Origin of the sequence: Falsiroseomonas oleicola (assembly GCF_019029495.1) — a bacterium.
GTDB classification, from domain to species: Bacteria; Pseudomonadota; Alphaproteobacteria; order Acetobacterales; family Acetobacteraceae; genus Falsiroseomonas; species Falsiroseomonas oleicola.
In genome coordinates this window covers 1,403,324-1,422,975 of the sequence record NZ_JAERQM010000001.1, presented here as the reverse complement: position 1 = coordinate 1,422,975, position 19,652 = coordinate 1,403,324, and the positions used below count along the sequence as shown (strand labels likewise).

The window sequence follows — 19,652 nt, the reverse complement described above, 5'->3', positions numbered from 1 at the left end:
GAACAGCATGGCAGGCAAGATCAGGGTCGGCATTGGCGGCTGGACCTTCGAGCCCTGGCGCGACAACTTCTTCCCGAAGGGCCTGCCCCAGAAACAGGAGCTGCATTTCGCCAGCCGCCAGGTCACGGCCATCGAGATCAACGGCACCTATTACGGCGCCCAGAAGCCCGAGAGCTTCGCGCGTTGGCATGATGAGGCGCCGGAGGATTTCGTCTTCGCGCTGAAGGCCAGCCGCTTCACCACCAACCGGAAGGTGCTGGCGGAATCGGAGGCTTCGATCACGCGCTTCCTCTCCAGCGGATTGACGGAGCTGAAGGCGAAGCTCGGCCCGATCAACTGGCAGTTCCTGCCGACCAAGGCCTTCGATCCGGAAGACTTCGAGGCTTTTCTCCGGTTGCTGCCGAAGACGCAGGATGGGGTTGCGCTGCGGCATGTGGTGGAGGTGCGGCATCCCAGCTTCGCCGTGCCGGAATTTCCCGAATTGCTGCGCCGCTACGGCGTCGCGGCGGTGGTGGCGGACAAGCCCGGCTTCCCCGCGATCCATGATGTGACCGCGCCCTTCGTCTATGCGCGATTGCAGGCGGCGGCGGAGGAGGAGGCGCTGGGTTACCCGGAGGCCGCGCTGGACCGTTGGGCCGACCGGGCGCGCGAATGGGCGAAGGGCGGCGCGCCCGCGGACCTTCCCTTGCTGACGGCCGCGGAGAACAAGCCGCCGAAGGCCCGGGACGTCTTCGTCTTCATGATCAACGGCTTCAAGCCGAAGGCGCCACATGCCGCGAAGGCGTTGATGGCGCGGCTCGGGACATAGTCAATATTCACACACCACGTTCACCAGCGCCTGCCGCTTCTCCCGCAGCACCACCTCCACCGCGCGGCGCAGCGCGGTGGGCAGCTCCGCCGCCACGCTCACCCGTTCCCCGTAGCCACCGCTGGCCTGGCACAGCATTTCGAAGGCCGGGGCGGGGCTGAGATCGGCCAGCAGCGTGCCGCCCTGCTGCGCCGAGGCGCCGTCGCGATACATCGCAAGGGTGGAATTCCGCACCGCGCCATACATCGCATTGTTGAACACCACGACCAGCAGCGGCAGGTCATGCGCGGCGGAAACCCAGTGGCAGGCGGTCGGGTTGTTGAAGACATAGGCGCCGTCGCCCAGCGTCGCCACCACCAGCCGCTCCGGCGCCGCCAGCTTGGCGCCGAGCGCCGCGCCGAACCCCCAGCCGAGGCCGCCCGCCGTGCTCTGGCCGTAGAAGGTGCCGTGTTTCACCCGCGGGCAATGCGTCTGCCGCAGCGGGTATTCGTTCACCAGCATGGCATCCGGCCCCGCCGCTTCCGCGATGCAATGGCTGATCCATTCCGGCGTGATCAGCCCTTCCGGCGGCTGTGCCACCTGCGCCGCCCATTCCGCGCGCAGCGCCGCGCCGATGGCGCCGTAATGCGCCAGCCGCGCGGCCACCACCGGGCTGTCGGCGGGCAGCAGCAGGTCGAGCGCGGTGGCGATGCCCTCCAGCCCCGTCGCGGGTTCCGCCGTGATGGCGAGGTCGACCGGAAAGCTGCGCATCGGGTAGCGGGTGAACAGCGGGTCCTCGCCCAGATGGATGACTCGGGAATGCTCCGGCGGGCCTTGCAGATGCGGAATCCAGGGCACGTCCGTATCCACCACTAGTACGCAATCCGCCTGCGCCAGCAAGGGTCCCGGCTCATAGCCCAGATGCATCGGGTGGTCGGCCGCGATGTTCACGAAGCGCGGGGTGAAGGAGATCACCGGCACGCCGAAGCGGCTGGCGAAACCGCTGAGTGCGTCAAAGCCTTCGCGCAGCCGCCCGGCGGCGGAGGTGATGATGAGCGGCCGCTCGGCGGTGGCGATCCAGCGCGCTGCCTCGGCCAGCGAAGCCGGATCGGGCAGGGGCTTCGCCGGCACGGCGGCCCGCGTCGCATCCACCCGCGCGGCCCCGGCCGGCGCTGCCAGCGTGTCGCGTGGCAGGGTCGCATAGACCGGGCCGCGCGGCGCCGTCATGGCGATGTGCAGCGCGCGCGTGGCGAGGTCCGCGGCCTGGTCGGGCTGGCGCAGCTCGCCATCCCATTTCACCGCCTCCCGCACCATGCCGGCCTGGTCGAACATCTCCTGCGCCCAATGGATGTGCCGCGTGCGGGCGCCATGGCGGCCCTTTTCGGCATAGGGGGTGCGGCCGGCGAGCACGAAGACCGGCGTGTGGTCGCGCGCGGCGTTCAGGATGCCGTTGATGGTATTCGCCGTGCCGACATTCACATGCACCATCACCGCCTGCGGCCGGCCGGTCACCATATAGGCGCCATGCGCCATGGCGACGGCCGCATTCTCATGCGGCACCGTCATCGGCACCGGCAGGCGGTGGTTGCTGCCCTCAAGTTTCGCGAAGGCTTCGACAATCGGTGGAAAATCGGTGCCGCCATTGGCAAAGAACCAGTCGACGCCACAGGCGCCAAGCTGGCGCAGGAAGATCTCGGCAGCAGTTGTGGTCATTTTTTCCATACCCTCAGACGCCGGGCGCGGCCTCCGGCCGCTTGGCTTCGCGGCATTGGCCGCGGCGGCCAGTCGGCCGCTCGGCCCGCGTGGGCGGGCCGCAGGTTGCGCCCGGCTTTGATCAGTTCACGCTGGCGCCCGACAGGCGAATGGCGTCGCGCATCACAGGGGTGAGGCGCTGGATCGAGGCCGCCATTTCCGCCGGCGTGCTGCAGACCGGGTCGGTGCCGAGACGGATCAGCCTTTCGCGGATGCCGGCATCCTGGCAGGCGCCCTGCATGGCGCTGGCGAGGCGGTCGCGGATGGCATCGGGCAGGCCGGCGGGCGCGGCGATGCCGTTCCAGGTTGTGACCTCGAAGCCCGGATGCCCCTGTTCGGCGATGGTCGGCACATCCGGCAGCACCGCGTTGCGCGTGGCGCCGGTGACGCCCAGCAGCCGGATGCTGTTGCCCTGCATCGCCGGCAGCACCTCCACCGCATTGCCCAGATAGCTGTGGATGCGTCCGCCCAGGATGTCCTGCATGGCCAGCGGGCCGGAACGGTAGGGCACATGCTCCATCCGCAGATCCAGCCTTTGCAGCAGATAGGCCATGCCGAGATGGCTCAACCCGCCCGTGCCGCCGGAGGCGTAGTCGAGCTGCCCGGGCCGCGCTTGCACATGCGCCACGAATTCCGCCAGCGTGGTCGGCCCGAGGCTTTGGGACACCACCAGCACCAGCGGGCTGGCGGCGGTGATGGCGATCGGGATCAGGTCCCGATGCGGGTCCAGGCTGATCCGCTGCATCAGCGGCAGGACCACGAGGTGCGACGCGCTGGCGCCCAGCAGCGTATGCCCATCCGGCGCCGCGCGGGCCACCGCCTCCATCCCCACGATGCCATTGCCGCCCGGGCGGTTGTCCACCACCACCGGCTGGCCGAGCTGGCGGGTGAGCCATTCCGCGCCGAGCCGCGCCACACCGTCGCTCAGCCCACCGGGGCCGAAGGGCACCACCAGCCGGATCGGCCGGTCCGGCCAGCTTCCCTGGGCCATGGCAGGGGCGAGGGGCACCAGCGCGAGGCCGGCGAGCAGCAGAAGGCGACGCAGCATGTCGGGACCCCCGGCGAGTTGTCCGGACATGTAAGCAGGATCGCGCGCGGCCTGGAACCCTGGTTGTGTACCAGCCGGAGCCGGACCTGGCGCAGCCAGGCGGCGATCAGGAACAACGAAGCAGACGAAACCGACGCTGCCCCTGGCACTGGTTGACGCTACCTCCCGGCACCGCAACTCTGCCGGGACGGGCGGGAGAAGAGCCATGCGACATGCCGGTTCAATGGGTGCCATCGCGGGCGTCGCGCTGCTGGCGCTTGCGGCCTGCGCCGCACCGGGCGCCCCCGTCGCCTCCCAGGCCGGGGCGGACCCGCAGGATGGCTGCGGGCCGCAGGTGGTGGTCTTCGTCAATGCCGGCGACCTGTTCGCCGGCGCCCCCCGCCGCAGCGGCCCGCCCACGGCCGCCGAGCTGGAGGCAGAGCTGGCGCGGGAGAATGCGGCGCTGGAACGGCTTCAGATCGCCTTCGACGCGCTGATGTATTGCCGCTGGACCGAGGTGCGGCTGATCCGGGCCGAGGCGGCCTCCGGCGGCTTCCCGCCCGCCGAACTGCCGCGCCGCCTGGGTGCGGCGGAGGGCCGGCTGCGGCAGGACCTGCAACGCGGCGGCCAGGCCCGCCAGAATATCGCCGCCCGGGCCGCGCGCATCGAACAGGCGGTGGAGCGGGTGGCGCCCGGCACCCGTGCCGCCGTCATGGCCAGCCAGGCGAATGATGCGGGCGTGTCCCGCGCCGTGGCCTCCGCCGCCGTGCCGCTGCGGCTGCGGCCGGAGGCGGATGCGCCGGTCGCGACGCGGCTCGCGGCCGGCAGCCAGGTGCGGCTGCGCCCCTCCGCGGCGCCGGGCTTCGTGGCGGCGGATGGCGGGCCGGGGCGGCGCGGCTATGCGCCGAGCAACGCCTTCACCCTGCAGCCGGCATTGCCGGCCGCGCCCGTCGCGACCGGCCCGGGGGCACGGCTGCGCAGCCTGGCGGCGACCAATCTGGCGCGCCGGGACGCCTTCGCGCAAAGCCTGGAACTGGCGGACCGTTCCGGCACCCAGGGTTTTGAGCAGGCAAGCTGAGGATCAGCGAGGGAGGACGGTGGTGGAGGTGAGCGGGATCTCCACCACCGATCCCATGGCCGAAAAGGTCAGGAACAACGGCTTCGCCGGGGCGACTATGGCCCCATGTGTTACATCATGTGTTACGTCCAGGGGAGCGATATTTGCTGCCTGTAGGACGTGACGCCATCGGTGGCCGTGGCCAGAACCTCACGCGACGCCCCCTGAGCATGTCGCGCTGCCTTCCAGGCGCCACCTCGGCCGGTCTTGCAAGCACCAAGCTGGGCAGCAACACTGCTCATTGCGGCGCCATAACCGGCGAACAAGGATCGGGAGAGCAAGGTTGGCGCAGCGCGGGGAAGGGGCGGACCCCATTACCGCCTTCATCGCGCGGTGGGACGGCACGGAACAGGCCGAACGGGCCAACTACGTCTCCTTCCTGGACGACCTCTGCACGGTCCTTGAGGTGCCCCGTCCGGAGCCTGCCGCCGGCCCTCTCGGCTCCTACCGCTACGAACGGGCCGTAACCCATCACGAGGCGGACGGGTCCACCAGCACCCGGCGCATCGACCTCTACAAGCGCGGCTGCTTCGTCCTGGAAGCCAAGCAGGGCAGCAACGCGCCCAAGCAGGGTGGGCTGTTCGGCCCCGTCGCGGCGGACCGGCGGGCCAATATCCGGCGTTCCCCGGGCTGGGCACAGTCCATGCTCAAGGCGAAGGGACAGGCGGAGGGTTACGCGCGGGACCTGCCATCGGAAGAGGGGTGGCCGCCCTTCGTTATCGTCTGTGACGTGGGCTTCTGCCTGGACCTCTATGCGGACTTCTCCGGCACCGGGAAGCACTACGCACAGTTCCCGGACCGCGAGGGCTTCCGCCTCTATCTGCCCGATCTGCAAAAGCCGGAGGTGCGGGACCTTCTCCGCGCCATCTGGACCGAACCCCTCTCCCTCAACCCGCAACGCAAGCGGGTGCAGGTCACGCGGGAGATTGCCGCCTACCTGGCCCGCCTGGTTCGGGCGCTTGAGGGACCGCGAGACAAGCCTCGCCACGCGCCGCAGCACGTCGCCACCTTCCTCATGCGCTGTATCTTCTCCATGTTCGCGCAATCGGTCGGGCTGCTGCCCTCCGGCACCGCCTTCACGGAACTGCTGCAAGACTGCCGGAAGGACCCGAAGAGCTTCGTCCCGCTCATTGGCGATCTGTGGCGCAGCATGAATGCCGGCGGCTTCTCCCCGGCCCTCCGCGCCATAGTGCTGCGCTTCAATGGGGGTCTCTTTGCGCCGGGGCCGCATGGCGGGGTGGAACCCCTGCCGGTGGATGGGGACATGCTGGAATTGCTGATCCAGGCATCCCAACGGGATTGGGCCGATGTGGAACCCGCCATCTTCGGCAGCCTGCTGGAAAACGCCCTGGATGCGAAACAGCGCGGTGAGCTTGGCGCCCATTTTACGCCCCGCGCCTTCGTGGAAAGGCTGGTGCTGCCGACCGTCATGGAGCCCCTGCGGACGGAATGGGATGGCGTGAAGGCGGCGGCGGTGGCGAAGGCGGAGGCGGGCGACCGGCCCGGCGCGGCGACCCTGGTGCGGGCCTATCACGCGCGTCTCTGTGCGGTGCGCGTTCTGGACCCCGCCTGCGGCACCGGGAACTTCCTTTACGTGACCTTGGAGTTGATGAAGCGGCTTGAGGGAGAGGTGCTGGACCTTCTGGCCGATCTGGTGCCCGGCGAGGGAGACCGGCTGGAGATGGCCGGCGCCAGCGTGGACCCGCACCAGTTCCTCGGGATTGAGAAGAACCCCCGGGCGGTGCCGGTGGCGGAGCTGGTCCTGTGGATTGGCTGGCTGCAATGGCATTTCCGCACGCGCGGCAACGCCCCGCCGGCCGAGCCGATCCTCCGCGACTTCCGCAACATCCAGGAAGGCGATGCGCTGCTGACCTATGACCGGGCGGAGCCGGACCGGGATGCGGCGGGCGCCCCCCTGACCCGCTGGGGCGGGCGGACGAAGCTGCATCCGATCACTGGTGAAGAGGTGCCGGACGAGACGGATCGCGTCCTGGTCCTGCGCCCCGTCGCGCCCAAGGTCACAGACTGGCCGGAGGCCGAATTCATCGTTGGCAACCCACCCTTCATCGGCGCGAAACACATGCGAGCCGAACTTGGCGATGGCTACGCAGAGGCGCTTTGGCAGGCATATCCTGCTGTTCCGAAGTCTGCCGATTTGGCGCTACATTTTTGGTGGAAAGCAGCGCAGGCATTACGCTTCGGTAAATCGAAAAATGGCAAGACATCGCCAGCCGCCACTCGGCGCTTCGGCTTCATTACATCCAATAGCATACGACAGGTCTTTTGCAGACGTGTTCTAGCGGAAGCCATGGCAGCCCCTAAAGCGCCACTGCACATCGTCTTTGCGGTTCCTGACCACCCATGGGCCGATGGAGCCGGGGCGGCGGCTGTCCGAATTTCATTGACAGTGGTTGAGGCCGGGGCTGGTGAAGGGACTCTGGCAACTGTGACTTCCGAAACACCGGGGGTGGATGGTGTTCCAACGATAGCGACCGCCACTTCGCTAGGTTTTATCAACTCCGATCTTACTATCGGCACAGATGTAAAGATGACAAAGTCGCTTCGTTCAAATGAACGGCTTGCCAGCCCAGGCGTGAAGCTACATGGAGCCGGATTTATTATCGAGCCTATTGCAGCGGGTGCGATGGGCCTTGGCAAGGTGTCTGGCTTGGACAGGCATATTCGACCGTATCTGAATGGCCGGGATTTCACGCAACGCAGTCGCGGCCAATTCGTCATTGATTTCTTTGGCCTCTCGGAAGGCGAAGTGCTCGCCCGCTTTCCAGCGGCTTATCAGCACATCCTTCTCCGCGTAAAACCGGAGCGGGAGCAAAATAATAGAAGCGCCTACCGACAGAATTGGTGGCTTCATGGCGAACCTCGGAGTGAGCTACGTCCAGCCCTCGCCGACTTGGAAAGATATATTGTCACGCCCGTAACGGCAAAGCATCGCGTATTTTCATTTCTTAAACACAACGTGCTTCCCGACGATGCTTTGATCGCCTTTGCATCTATGGATGGATTTATCCTGGGGACGCTTTCCAGTCGCTTCCACGGCGCTTGGTGCCTCGCCTCGGGAGGAACTTTGGAAGACAGACCCCGGTATCTGAAAAGTGTCTGCTTCGACCCGTTCCCCTTTCCCGCCGCCACGCCTGCCCAACGGACGGAAATCGGCGCCATCGCGGAAGAACTGGACGCCCATCGCAAGGCCCGCCTCGCGGCTCATTCGCACCTCACACTCACCGCCCTCTACAACACCCTTGAGGCGGTGCGAGCCGGGAAGCAGTTGACCGCGAAAGAGAAGGACATCCACGACGCCGGCCAGGTCTCCATCCTCCGCGACCTCCACGACCGCTTGGATGCAGCGGTAGCGGCTGCCTATGGCTGGCCCGCTGATCTGCCGGAGGCCGAGGTGGTGGCCCGCGTGGTGGCGCTGAATGCGGAACGGGTGGCGGAGGAAGCACAGGGCCTTGTGCGGTGGCTTCGTCCCGAATTCCAGGCGCCGCAGGAAGCCCGCCGGCCAGCCGTGCAAGGCGAAATGCTGGTGCCCGAAGCAGCCATTCCCGGTGCCCCGCCATGGCCCGTGGAAGGCCCCGCGCAGTATGTCGCGCTTCGCGCCGCCCTGGCCCGTGGTCCCGCCTCCGCCCGCGAAGTGGCCCGCCGCTTTAAGGGTGCCCCCCGCACCGCCAAGATGGGGGAAATGCTCGCCACGCTCGCCGCCCTCGGCCAAGCCCGTCCCCTGGGGGATGGCCGCTACGGGGCGTGATCAGTAGGTTGGTGCCCACCACCTCCGCATGACCCGCCAAGGCCCATGGGGTAACCGTGTTCGGCTCTCATGCTGCTACGACCCCAGCCGAGCAAGCACGCGCGACACCTGCACTGCTGACCACGAACCACCGCGCGACGTAGGGATGCCACGTGCATTGAGCTTGTCGGCGATGGCACGCAGAGAGGTGGCGCCGCTGTCCTTCGCCTCCTGAATGCTGGATGCCAGGTCGACAGCTCGGGCATTCGCCTTCCTCGTCTTCTCCACGTTGGCGCGATCCGTGCCGAGCTTCCGGTTCGACAGGTTGCCTGGGTTCCCAAGGGGGCGAAGCGTGGCACCGGCCGCACAGCGCGCCTTGTAAGCGGCAAGCGCGCCCTTCGTGCGGACGGAGATCATCTTGCGCTCCGCCTCCGCGACCACCGCCATGATGCCGATCGTCATCTCGTTCGCATCGGGCATGTCGGCCGCGACGAACTTCACGCCAGCGTCGCGCAGGTTCAACAGGAAGGCGGCGTTGCGAGAGAGCCGGTCAAGCTTGGCGATCACCAGTCTGGCACCGTGCAAGCGGCACGCGGCGAGTGCGGCGGCGAGCTGGGGGCGGTCGTCACGCTTGCCGCTCTCGACCTCCCTGAACTCAGCCACGAGCTTCCACTGCCCACCGTTGAGGTAGTCAGCCACCGCCTTGCGCTGCGCCTCCTCGCCAAGCCCGCTACGCCCCTGCTGCGCGGTGCTGACGCGGAGGTAGGAGACGAACTTGCCGGTGTGGGTGGTGGTCATCTGGTGCCGCTGCCTCTCGTGACATTCAGTCAGATGAACGTCTAAGCAAATGTAACACGTCGGCACCGTGACGCAAGGTCCGATTGCGCCCCCTTCGTGAAAACCCCGCAGCGCGCTCTGTCCTCCCATCCCGGTCGATCACCGAGCGGCGACGGCGGTCGGGCAAGGCCCGCCCTCAGAGCGAAGTCCTAGATGATGCGCCGACTGTCTCACCCTGATGCGTGCATGTCCTGCGGGGTCGTGCCGCACCCTTGGAGTGCGCGAAACAGTCACGCCGCACCCAGGGTGGTTTCGCGCAAATTATTCATTCATATCAATAGAATACGGCAACAATCACCAAAACCGTCCACTGTTGAGACCGGTTCTCTGCCGTGGGGCTCCCCAAGACAGCTCGGGGCGAGGTCAATCCAGCATCGCAGCCGTATAGCTGAACAAGACAGCGTGGCGCTGATCAGCGAAAATAAATGCGAATCTTCGCCAGTCATTCGCTCATCAAGGCGCCGATTTTGCCCGACATCGAGAAACCGGTCCGGTAAAATATGGCCGAACAACAAACATTCAGGAGTATTATCATGGCTACGTCGGCACTCGTTATTGTGGAACCCTACGCATCGCTCATCGTTTCTGGTGCGAAGACCCTCGAGCTGCGTTCGACCACGTCGCACAAGGTCGGCCAGGTGATCGGCATCATCGCCAAGGGCACGGGCACGGTCATCGGCGTGGTGCGCATCGACGACGTCATCGGGCCGGTCACTCGCGACGAGCTGGACGAGCTGCGGCACCAGCACCTGGCCTCGGCTGAAGACCTCGCGGCACACCCCACCTGGCGCTTCGGCTGGAGGCTTGCCGGCGCGATCCGCTTCCAGCACCCGGTGCCCTACCAACATCCCATGGGCGCCCAGACCTACGTGACGCTCTCCACCACCGAGGCTCTCGCGGTGCACCTGGCGATGGCACCCGCCGATGTTCGCGGCCTGCTGCGCCGGTCCCAGGCCGCCCGTGACGTCGCTGACCGCCGATGACCAATCTGCTGCCAGGCCCGGCCATCGCGGTGCGGAAATCTCGCCCCAAAACTACTATGAAGGTCATGAACCCAATCACCGCCGCCTCCGCCGCGTGGCTGATCAAGACGAAGACGAACATGGAAGCCGCGCGCCCGGGCGATGTCTGGTTCGCGGCGACGCTCCATCCTTGTCTGGGCCAAAACCGTCACCTCGACGGCATCGAAGCCGATGCGCGTCTTCGGCGGTTCGATGGCAGCGTGGCACAGCTGCTGTTCCCCGGACGTTGGAGGAACGGGCCGGCGACGAGGCAGCGGCCTTGGGCAGTGTTGATCGGCCAGAACGGCACCGAGGGCTTCCACTTCCACGGCCTGCTCGCTGTCCCGCAGCAGCACGCGGCCAGGTTCCTCAATGCCGCGCCCGGCGCCTGGCGTGCGGTCGCACCCTACGGATCGATCGATCTGCCGCCACTGCGCACCCAGGATTGCTGGCTGTCCTATACGACCCGCCAGCTTCGCTTGGGTCAGCCCGTCACCTTCACGGCGCTGCCCTACCTCAACAGCACCCGCAAGCTCCCCTTCTCCCCACCGCATCCAGCACACGCACCCCCCTCAGCCACCACCGCACTCGCAGCCTGACAGCCCTGGCCGCAAGGGACACGGAGAGCGCATCCGCACCGTGTCCTATCAGTGCCGACTTCCCAGATCAGGGAAGCGGAAATGTCGGCGCTGTGTCATGGCAGAATTGTTCAATCAGGATAGGCGGCTATCCGCCGGATCGTTGCGAATCTGAAGCGCGCCGCTAAAGTTCCCAACGTAACGGGGCGGGAGGACGTCGTGCCGAGCGCGGCGAAAAGCGGAGAACCCGGCGAGCATCGTTGGATTCCATGGGCGATAGGCGCCTTCGTTGCGGTTAGTCTCGGCGCGAATTGGTGGTTTGAACCCTTTCTGCAGAGCAGGGAGGCGGTCGAGCTCGGCATTGTTCAGGCACTCCGAGAATCTGACCCCCCTCAACTAATCCAGGAGAGGGCGCCCGAACTGGCACGGCATGCCTCTCGCCACGGCCACTTCTTCACCCGCGCTGATCTAATGGCCTTAGGAGAGGGCAGCTTCATCAGCGCAGATTGCCGGACGTGGCGGGAGTTACTCAGGCGTGGCGAGACCACAGAAGCCGCGACCCTCGAACGGCGCCTTGCAGCAATCGACGAACGCAGCGGAGTGGCCAGCAAGTCCTGCCACGTGATGTGGCGCGAATACGCCGTCCGCCAGCAGAGATTAGTGGTCCGGTTCGCGGACAGCTTCTTGCGCGCCCAAGCTACCGCTACCGGTTCGAGGTAGTTCATTCGAGAGGGCGGAGGTCGGTCGAGCACGTCTGGTTCTGGCGCAGCCCATCCTCGTGCAAATCGCGACCTTCAGCCGGCGACAGCGTTGTGATCGTGCCGGCGGGATGAAGCCGCCACGGGCCACACCCAAGGAAACGGGACCACCAAGGCACCACTCGCTGTGGCGTGCTGGTGCTGATCACAACGACGACCTCCAGCAGATGCAGCCCCCAACACCCCGGCACCGTCTGAGCCCTCCTGAAGCATACCGGTGGTGCCGTGATCCCTTCACGGCTCGGCATCCAGGTCAGTCGACGTGGCGTGGTCCGAGCCGAAGTAGACTGTCGGGCAGCTTGATCGCAATCAGGCCGCTCTTCATTGCCGCCAGATCAATGCTGCCATAGTCATCGCCGACCGTCCGCTTATCGTGGCCGCACACGTTGTTCGACACGCTGTCAGGAACCTGCGCATTTCGCAGTAGGGTCTTCAGCGTGTGCCGGAAGGAATGGAAGCCGAGCCCGGCGCGCGTCTTCAGTTTCATGCGCGGCAGGAACCTCTCGCTCATCCATTGGCCCGGCGCCTTGCCCGGATCACCGTGAATGGGCACTGGCATCCCCGGCAGCAGTCGCAGCGATTTCGCCGCTACCCGCTCGGCCGCGAGACGCATGAGCCCAAGCTCAACCAGCACATCGTGAAGCGGGATCAGCCGGGCTGTGGCGGCATTCTTCAGCGTCTTTCCAGCAGCCTCATTGATGTCCAGCACAGCGAACCCCTGCTCGACACGAATGTCGCCCGGCGAAAGCTGGGCGATCTCCCCAATGCGCGCGCCCGTCATCAGGGCGATCAGCGGCGCCCAGAACCGCCAGTCGCTTACCAGGTGGTCGCCGGCATCGTAGGGCTTCGCGGTGCTCTTCGCGCCCTGGAAGAGCGGGCTCGCGAACAGCATTTCCAACTCAGTCGCCGTGAACGTTTTCACCTGCTTCACGAACCGCGGCGGCTTCCTTTCACGCGTGCCGTGGAAGGGGTTGCTCGGCACCTGCGCCGCCTTCCTCTCCTGCTCGAACAGATTGCTCAGCGTCCTGAAGTAGGAGTTGACGGTCCGATAGCCCAGCGGCCTCAAGCCGAGCTCGCGGGCCTTTTCCGCCTTCTCGAACAGCCCAAGGCCCTCCAGCAACGGATGGCGCCGGAAATGCGGTGGCAGCGATCTAAGCGCTTCCCATAGTCGGCCAGCATCGGACGCGGTCACCTCAGCGACATGACGCTCAGACCCGAACGCTTCGACAAGCAGCTTCAGGTCCGACTGCACGTCGATGACATGCTTCTCCTTGATTCTCCTCTGCCGCATCGACGCTACAAAGATCTCGCCCGCCTCTGCAATCGAGCGCGAGGCGGGCTTCGGGCATGGAGCGGCTTCGGCACCGTCACCCGCGTGATCTCGTGCCGCCGTCGTGGTCGGCATGGACGTGCGCGAGATAAGCTGCGGCGGAACGCTGCCGACGTTGCCCTCCGCCCAAGCCAACTTCGTTCGTTGAAGGTCCGCAAAGCGTTCAAGCATGAGTCGGCTCAGGATTGCCCGCTCCTGCGTGCCTCTGCGCTCCCCGTGCCCGGCCACTGACAGCAACTGACCAGCGTCGGTGTCGAACCTGCGATAGTCGCCCTCGACAATACGATCAGCGGTCAGGTCCGCGTCGAGCCCGAACATGTAAGCGCTGTATGCTCTGCGCTCAGCCGCATCTAGCCCGGCGGGCGCCATCGCATCAGCGAAGTCACCGCGTTCCAAGAGCTTCCACTGGTCGGCCAGCGCTGCCCGCAGCCAGTCATCCGCGATCCTGCGGAGCTCTTCGGGGGTCAGGGGAGGCGTCTTTCGGACCATGGCCCAGAAAAGCCTGAGACGCAGAGCGACGCCAGCCACCACGAACCGGGCCGATCGTCTATCTGAGGTTCCAAGTGCTCGAACCAGCTCGGCGCGGCCGAGCCTCGGCACAAGGTCGAGCGGGACGCGAAGGCGGATTGAATGCCGCTTGTCCCTGACGAGCAGGTAGGAGCCGGTCGGCGAAGCCATGTGGTGCGTCCTGCGTTACAGGCGTCACCCGAGCCAGACCTAAGTTCCTGAAATAAAAGGACGGTGGTGGAGGTGAGCGGGATCGAACCGCTGACCTCGTCATTGCGAACGACGCGCTCTACCAACTGAGCTACACCCCCACACGACCAAGCGTGGGTCCACCGTAGGGCGCGGGTTATGATTGCGGGTCCGGCCGGTGTCAAGCCAGGGTCCCGCAACTTCCAAAGGCGGAGCAAAGCCTTGTTCCCCGGCCCGCCCGCCACTAGGTTTCGCGGGCAACGCCCAGGGGTCGCTGATGCTGCTCGATGCTGTTTTCTTCCTGCTGCGGGCCGGCCTCGACCTGTTCTGGTGGGCGGTTCTGCTGGCCGCGATCATGCAGACGCTGCTGTCCTTCAACGTGCTGGACGGGCGGAACCGCATCGTCTGGACCATCGCGGACTTCCTGTACCGGGTGACGGAGCCTGCGCTGCGGCGGGTGCGGGGGATGCTGCCCAATCTCGGCGGGGTCGACCTGTCGCCGCTGGTGGTGCTGCTGCTGATCACTGCGGCCTCCATCGCGCTGGGCGCGATCCAGGGATATCTGCTGCGGAGCGGCCTCTACTTCTGATGCGGCGATGACGGCCTGGCGGCTGCGGGCGGATGGGCTGGACCTTTCGGTGAAGGTGCAGCCCCGGGCGAAGCGCCCTTCCCTCGGCGGCCTCTCACCCGATGGCGCCGCGCTGCGCGTGGCGGTGGCGGAGGTGCCGGAGGATGGCCGCGCCAATCGCGCGGTGTGCGAGGCGGTGGCCAAGGCGCTGGGCCTCGCGAAATCCGCGGTCGAGCTGTTGCATGGCGGCGCCTCCCGCCAGAAAGTTCTCCGCGTGACCGGCGACCCCGCGGCGCTGGTGTCCAGATTGGAAAAGCTCCTCGCATGACGGCCACCCTCATCGACGGCAAGGCGGTCGCCGCCACGCTGCGCCAGACCATCGCCGCCCGCACCGCCGGCCTCGGCTTCCGCCCCGGCCTGCGCGTCGTGCGGGTGGGGGAGGACCCGGCCTCCGGCGTCTATGTCCGCAACAAGGACAAGGCGGCGAAGGAGGTCGGCTTCGACAGCGCCACCATCGCCCTGCCGGCCAGCACGACGGAGGCCGAATTGCTGGCGGAGGTCGCCCGGCTGAACGCCGACCCGGCCGTGGACGGCATCCTCGTGCAATTGCCGCTGCCGCCGCAGATCCGGGCCGACCGCGTGATCGCCGCCGTGGCGCCGGAGAAGGATGTGGATGGTTTTCATCCATTGAATGCCGGGCTGCTGGCCAGCGGCCAGCCGGGCCTGACCCCCTGCACGCCCAAGGGCGTCATGCACCTGCTGAAGGCCGCCGGCGCCGCTTTGCCGGGGGCGCGGGCGGTGGTGCTCGGGCGCAGCAATATCGTCGGCCGGCCGATGGCGCAGTTGCTGCTGGCGGCCGATTGCACCGTCACCATCGTGCATTCCCGCACCCGCGACCTGCCCGCCGAATGCCGCCGCGCCGAGATCCTGGTGGCGGCGGTGGGCCGGCCGGAGATGGTGCGGGGCGACTGGGTGGCGGAAGGCGCCACGGTGATCGATGTCGGCATCAACCGTCTGGCCGATGGCCGGCTGGTCGGCGATGTCGCCTTCGCCGAGGTCGCGGCCCATTGCGCCGCCATCACCCCGGTGCCGGGCGGCGTCGGCCCGATGACCATCGCCTGCCTGCTGGAGAACACGCTGGACGCGGCCCTGGCCCGCCGCGGCTGAGGGTGCAACCCTCGCCGCTGCTGGCTTAAGGAATGCCAGGGCCAGCAGGGAAGGCAGCTTTTCCATGAACGCCAGCGCGCTGCTGATCGCCGGCAGCTTCGTCGCCATCTGGGCCTCCGCCTTCACCGTGGCGGGGGTGGTGGTGAAGGAATGGCCGCCGCTCTGGTCGCTGGCCATCCGCTTTTCGCTGACCGTGCCGCTGCTGGCGGTGCTGGCCCTGGTGCTGCGGGCGCGGCTGCCGCGGCCGGGGGATATGGGGCGGGTGGCGGTGCTCGGCCTTTGCGGCATGGGCGGCTACCTGGCCTTCGCCTGGCTCGCCATGGCGCGCATCCCGACCGGCCTGGTCGCGCTGATCTGCGCCACCACGCCGCTGATGGTCGCCGCCGGGGAAAGCCTGTTCCTGCGCCGGCCGCTGCCGCGGCTGGCCTGGGTCGGGCTCGCCATCGGCTGGTCCGGCGTGGCGCTGCTGGGTTTTCTCCGCGCGCTGGACGGGCTGGCGGCGGCGGAGGCGCTGGGCTTCGTCTTCGCCATCGGCGCCGCCATTTCCCAGGCGGTCGGGCTGCTGGTCTATGCGCCGGCCAAGGGGCGGGTGGATATCTGGATGGCCAGCTTCGGCCAGACCCTGGTCTCCGCCTTGTTGTGCCTCGCCTTGGCGCTGGCGCTGGAAGGCGGCCCGCCGGGGCCGGCCAGCGCCCCCACCTGGGCGGCGATGATCTGGTCCATGGTGGTGGTGGGTATCGGCGCCTATGCGCTGAACTTTGCCATGATGCGCCGCGTGCCGGCCTCCACGGCCACCGCCCTGCAGCTGCTGGCCCCGCCGCTGGCCGCCGTGTTCGGCTGGGCGCTGCTGGGGGAAAGGCTCTATGTCAGCGACATCGTCGGCGGGGTGCTGACGCTGGGCGGGCTGGCGCTGCTGGTTCATGCGCGGTCGCGGGGCTGACCCTTCGGAAATGCAATGCTCCGGCGGCGGGACTCCGGTGCAGAGTTTCCGCATGCACATGCGACGACGAGCTACCATCGGCTTCTGAGCCTTTCCGCCAGGCCTTCCAGGCCGCGTTGCCCGTTCGCCCGCAGGATCATCCCGCCATGTACACCCCCGCCGCCTTCCGGGTGGAAGACCCCGACTGGATTCTCGGCCATGTCGAGCGCCATGACTTCGGCATGCTCGTCAGCGCCGATCCGCTGATGGTCAGCCACCTGCCCTTCCACCTGGTCCGCCCGAAGGGTGACCAGCCGGCGCAACTGCTGTGCCATGTCGCCCGCGCCAATCCGCATTGGCGCTGTTTTGAGGGGCAGGGCGCGCCGGCGCTGGCGGTGTTCCGCGGGCCGCATGCCTATGTCTCGCCGACCTGGTACGGCCAGCATCCCAGCGTGCCCACCTGGAACTACGATGTGGTGCAGGCGGAAGGCATCGCGACACTGATCGAGAACCCGGCCGAGATCGCCATCCAGATGCGCGCCATGGCCGCCGCCTATGAACCCACCCCCGGCTTCGACATGGACGCCCAGCCCCAAAAATACATGGAGGGGATGTTCAAGGCCCTGGTCGGCATCCGCCTGACCGTTCGGCACTGGACCGGCAAGCGCAAGCAGAGTCAGAATCGCCCGGAGGCGGATCGCATCATGGTCGCCCGCGCGCTGGAGGCGCGCGGCGACCATGACGCCGCCGCGGCCCTGCGCGAGGCGAACGACATTGGCTGACGTGATCCCGGATATCGAGACCCTCGCCTCGCGCGAGATCTACCGCAACGCCTGGATGCGGGTGCGCGAAGATGACATCCGCCGCCGCGACGGCTCCACCGGCATCTATGGCGTGGTGGAGAAGACGGATTTCGTCACGGTGGTGGCGCTGCATGCCGATGGCTCGGTGCAGCTCGTCCAACAGTTCCGCTACCCGGTCGGCCTGCGGCAATGGGAATTCGTGCAGGGCATGTGGGGCCCGCCCGGCACCGATCCGCTGGAGGCGGCACGCCACGAATTGCTGGAGGAGACGGGGCTGGCCGCCAGCGACTGGCAGCATGGCGGCCGGCTGAACCTGGCCCAGGGCAGCATGACCCAGGCCTACGACATTTTTGTCGCGCGCGGCCTGACCCAGGGGGCGGCCATGCCGGAGGTGGAGGAGCAGGACATCGTCACCCGCGCCGTGCCGCTGGCGGAGCTGGAGGCGATGCTGCGCGACGGCACGATCCTGGACGCGACGACGATGGCGACCTTCGGCCTGCTGCGGCTCAAGGGGTTGATGTAGCCGCTCGGAGCATCTCCAGGTTGCCCTGGCGGTCGGCGCGCAGCACCCAGCCGGGCAGCAACACCAGCGTGCTGTCCTCCTGTTCCAGGATCGCCGGACCCGCGACTTCGGCACCGAAGCCGAGCGCCTCGCGCCGCCAGACCGGCACATCCCGCCAGGACCCGGCGCGGAAGACGCGGCGGGTGCCGGGGGGTGCGGCGCTGGGCAGCATCGGGGCGGCGGGCAGCTCGACCGGGGCCATGCGGCCGGTGACGCGGACTCGCAGGGATGTCAGCTCCACCGCGCTGGCCGTGTCGCGGAAACCGTAGACGCCCTCATGCACCCGATGAAACAGCTCCGCCAACATATCGGGCGTCGGATCGTCGAAAGCCTCCGCCGTCCAGTCCACGGTCAGTTCGAAACTCTGGCCGGCATAGCGCATCTCGGTGGTGGCGGAGAGGATATGGCCGGCCAGCATGGTGCCCTCGCCCGCCAGCCAGTTCGTGGCCTCCGCCGAAAGCGCGGACAGTGCCGCACGCAGCCGCGCCATGGCGCCCTCCGCGCCGAGGCGCAGGCGGAGGGAACGCACGAAATCCCGCTTCACATCGGCCAGGATCGCGCCGAGCGCGCAGAAGGTGGATGGCGCCGGCGGCACCAGCACCGCCGGCAGCCGCGCCGCTTCCGCCAGCAGATTCGCATGCGTCGGCCCGGCGCCGCCGAAAGGCATCAGGGCGAATTGGGACGCATCCTCGCCGCGCTGGGCGAGGCCCTTGGCCAGTTCGGTCGCCATCGCCGCCGTGGCGACCGCCAACGCCGCTTCCGCCACGCGGGCGGGCGCATCCGCGCCGGTGAAGCCGAGCCGTGCGGCGAGAGGCAGCAGCGCCGCTTCCGCCGCCGCGCGGTCCAGCCTCATGCGGCCGCCGAGGAAGGCGTCCGGATCGATCCAGCCGATCGCCAGGTAGCAGTCGGTGACGGTGGGTTCCGTGCCGCCGCGGCCGTAGCAGACCGGGCCGGGCGCGGCGCCGGCGCTGCGCGGGCCGACCTTCAGCACGCCCTGCGGATCGACCCAGAGGATGGAGCCGCCGCCCGCCCCGATGGCGGAGACATTCACCACCGGCATCACCAGGGGGAAATCGCCGACCGTGGTGCGGGTGGTGTATTCGGGCTCCCCCGCCTTGGTCAGCGCGATGTCGCTGCTGGTGCCGCCCATGTCGAGGGTGATGAGCTGCGTGAAGCGCGTGCCCGCCGCCGCCTGCGCTGCCGCCACGACGCCGGAGGCCGGGCCGGACAGCACCGTTTCGATCGGGCGTTCGCCCGCGCTGCGCAGCCCGACGCTGCCGCCATTCGATGTCGTGATGCTGATCGGCGCCGTCAGGCCGCGCGCGGCGAGGCGCGATTCCAGGCGGGAGAAATAGCCCTGCATCAGCGGCGCGATGAAGCCGTTCAGCACGGCGACCAGCGCCCGCTCATATTCGCGGGATTCCGGCCAGATCTGCGCCGAGGCGGAAATCGCCACGCCGGGCAGGCGCGCGGCGAGTTCGCGCGCCACCTCCGCCTCCAGCGCCGGATGCAGGTAGGAATGCAGCAGCATCACCGCGACGGTGGCGACGCCGGCGGCGCGCAGGGATCCGGCGACGCGGTCGTAATCGGCGGGCTCCGGCCGCATCAGCACGGTGCCGTCCACCATCAGCCGCGCCGGAATCGCGAAGCACAGGTTGCGCGGCACCAGCGCCGCTTCCTTGGTCAGGTGGAAATCCACCGAATTCGGCATGCGGCAGCGCGCGACTTCCAGCACATCCGTATTGCCCGGCGAGGTGACCAGCCCGATGGGCCCGCCGCGCCGCTGGATGATGGCGTTCAGCCCGAGCGTGGTGCCATGCACCACCAGCGTGACATCGCCCATGGCGAGCCCCGCCTTCGCCACCACCGCGACCAGCCCGGATTCGACGGCGGCGGAGGGATCGGCCGGCGTGCTCGGTTCCTTATGGAAGACCAGGCCGCCCGGCGCGCCGGACAGGACGAAGTCGGTGAAGGTGCCACCGACATCGATGCCGATGCGCACTTC

The 19,652-nt window shown here is 67.8% G+C and carries 16 protein-coding genes and 1 tRNA gene; 11 read left to right on the top strand and 6 right to left on the bottom strand.

The genetic code is table 11. From position 1 onward, the window contains the following. The first annotated feature begins 7 nt into the window (after nucleotides 1-7). A complete protein-coding gene (locus JJQ90_RS06845; RefSeq protein WP_216873679.1) occupies nucleotides 8-808 on the top strand; it encodes a DUF72 domain-containing protein in 801 nt (266 codons plus the stop codon). Here the strand turns inward: JJQ90_RS06845 and JJQ90_RS06840 are convergent, their stop codons facing one another. Next, nucleotides 809-2,500: a thiamine pyrophosphate-requiring protein gene (locus JJQ90_RS06840; RefSeq protein WP_230410361.1), complete on the bottom strand. Its 1,692-nt coding sequence runs from the start codon at nucleotides 2,498-2,500 to the stop codon at nucleotides 809-811. A gap of 121 nt (nucleotides 2,501-2,621) precedes the next feature. Then, the gene (locus JJQ90_RS06835) at nucleotides 2,622-3,587 is read right to left on the bottom strand and encodes a tripartite tricarboxylate transporter substrate binding protein (protein WP_216873677.1); all 966 of its coding nucleotides are present in this window, start codon (nucleotides 3,585-3,587) and stop codon (nucleotides 2,622-2,624) included. A gap of 205 nt (nucleotides 3,588-3,792) precedes the next feature. Between JJQ90_RS06835 and JJQ90_RS06830 the strand changes: the two genes are divergently transcribed. Together JJQ90_RS06830 and JJQ90_RS06825 are read left to right on the top strand one after the other, a co-directional pair. Then, nucleotides 3,793-4,644, top strand: a complete 852-nt coding sequence (locus JJQ90_RS06830) for a serine/threonine-protein kinase (protein ID WP_216873676.1) — start codon at nucleotides 3,793-3,795, stop codon at nucleotides 4,642-4,644. A gap of 322 nt (nucleotides 4,645-4,966) precedes the next feature. After that, on the top strand, nucleotides 4,967-8,449 hold the full coding sequence (locus JJQ90_RS06825; protein ID WP_230410360.1) for a class I SAM-dependent DNA methyltransferase: 3,483 nt from the start codon (nucleotides 4,967-4,969) through the stop codon (nucleotides 8,447-8,449). Between the two features lie 75 nt (nucleotides 8,450-8,524). Here the strand turns inward: JJQ90_RS06825 and JJQ90_RS06820 are convergent, their stop codons facing one another. Then, nucleotides 8,525-9,226 (bottom strand): recombinase family protein, encoded by a 702-nt coding sequence (locus tag JJQ90_RS06820; RefSeq protein ID WP_216873675.1) that lies wholly within the window; start codon nucleotides 9,224-9,226, stop codon nucleotides 8,525-8,527. A 572-nt stretch (nucleotides 9,227-9,798) separates the two neighbouring features. On the opposite strand from JJQ90_RS06820, the gene JJQ90_RS06815 reads away from it, so the two are divergent. Then, entirely contained in the window at nucleotides 9,799-10,248 is a 450-nt protein-coding gene (locus tag JJQ90_RS06815) for an ASCH domain-containing protein (RefSeq protein ID WP_216873674.1), read from the top strand. Next, nucleotides 10,245-10,865: a hypothetical protein gene (locus tag JJQ90_RS06810; RefSeq protein ID WP_216873673.1), complete on the top strand. Its 621-nt coding sequence runs from the start codon at nucleotides 10,245-10,247 to the stop codon at nucleotides 10,863-10,865. Before JJQ90_RS06815 ends, JJQ90_RS06810 begins: the two co-directional genes overlap by 4 nt. A gap of 990 nt (nucleotides 10,866-11,855) precedes the next feature. Here JJQ90_RS06810 and JJQ90_RS06805 read toward each other — a convergent pair. Beyond that, the gene (locus JJQ90_RS06805; RefSeq protein ID WP_216873672.1) at nucleotides 11,856-13,610 is read right to left on the bottom strand and encodes a site-specific integrase; all 1,755 of its coding nucleotides are present in this window, start codon (nucleotides 13,608-13,610) and stop codon (nucleotides 11,856-11,858) included. A gap of 64 nt (nucleotides 13,611-13,674) precedes the next feature. Beyond that, nucleotides 13,675-13,750, bottom strand: a tRNA-Ala gene (locus JJQ90_RS06800). Between the two features lie 155 nt (nucleotides 13,751-13,905). Here JJQ90_RS06800 and JJQ90_RS06795 point away from each other — a divergent pair. From JJQ90_RS06795 to JJQ90_RS06770, 6 genes are all read left to right on the top strand, one after another. Next, entirely contained in the window at nucleotides 13,906-14,217 is a 312-nt protein-coding gene (locus JJQ90_RS06795; RefSeq protein WP_216873671.1) for a YggT family protein, read from the top strand. 7 nt (nucleotides 14,218-14,224) lie between these two features. After that, nucleotides 14,225-14,524, top strand: coding sequence for a DUF167 domain-containing protein (locus JJQ90_RS06790; protein ID WP_216873670.1), 300 nt, complete (start codon nucleotides 14,225-14,227; stop codon nucleotides 14,522-14,524). Next, on the top strand, nucleotides 14,521-15,363 hold the full coding sequence (folD, locus tag JJQ90_RS06785) for a bifunctional methylenetetrahydrofolate dehydrogenase/methenyltetrahydrofolate cyclohydrolase FolD (RefSeq protein WP_216873669.1): 843 nt from the start codon (nucleotides 14,521-14,523) through the stop codon (nucleotides 15,361-15,363). Before JJQ90_RS06790 ends, folD begins: the two co-directional genes overlap by 4 nt. 64 nt (nucleotides 15,364-15,427) lie before the next feature. Beyond that, complete coding sequence (locus JJQ90_RS06780) at nucleotides 15,428-16,303, top strand: DMT family transporter (protein WP_216873668.1); 876 nt, start codon at nucleotides 15,428-15,430, stop codon at nucleotides 16,301-16,303. A gap of 146 nt (nucleotides 16,304-16,449) precedes the next feature. After that, entirely contained in the window at nucleotides 16,450-17,064 is a 615-nt protein-coding gene (locus JJQ90_RS06775; RefSeq protein WP_216873667.1) for an FMN-binding negative transcriptional regulator, read from the top strand. A 1-nt stretch (nucleotide 17,065) separates the two neighbouring features. Beyond that, entirely contained in the window at nucleotides 17,066-17,608 is a 543-nt protein-coding gene (locus tag JJQ90_RS06770; protein ID WP_329959396.1) for an NUDIX hydrolase, read from the top strand. Here the strand turns inward: JJQ90_RS06770 and JJQ90_RS06765 are convergent. Next, nucleotides 17,592-19,649 (bottom strand): hydantoinase/oxoprolinase family protein, encoded by a 2,058-nt coding sequence (locus tag JJQ90_RS06765; RefSeq protein ID WP_216873665.1) that lies wholly within the window; start codon nucleotides 19,647-19,649, stop codon nucleotides 17,592-17,594. The two genes, JJQ90_RS06770 and JJQ90_RS06765, sit on opposite strands and share 17 nt — an antisense overlap. Nucleotides 19,650-19,652 lie beyond the last annotated feature (3 nt).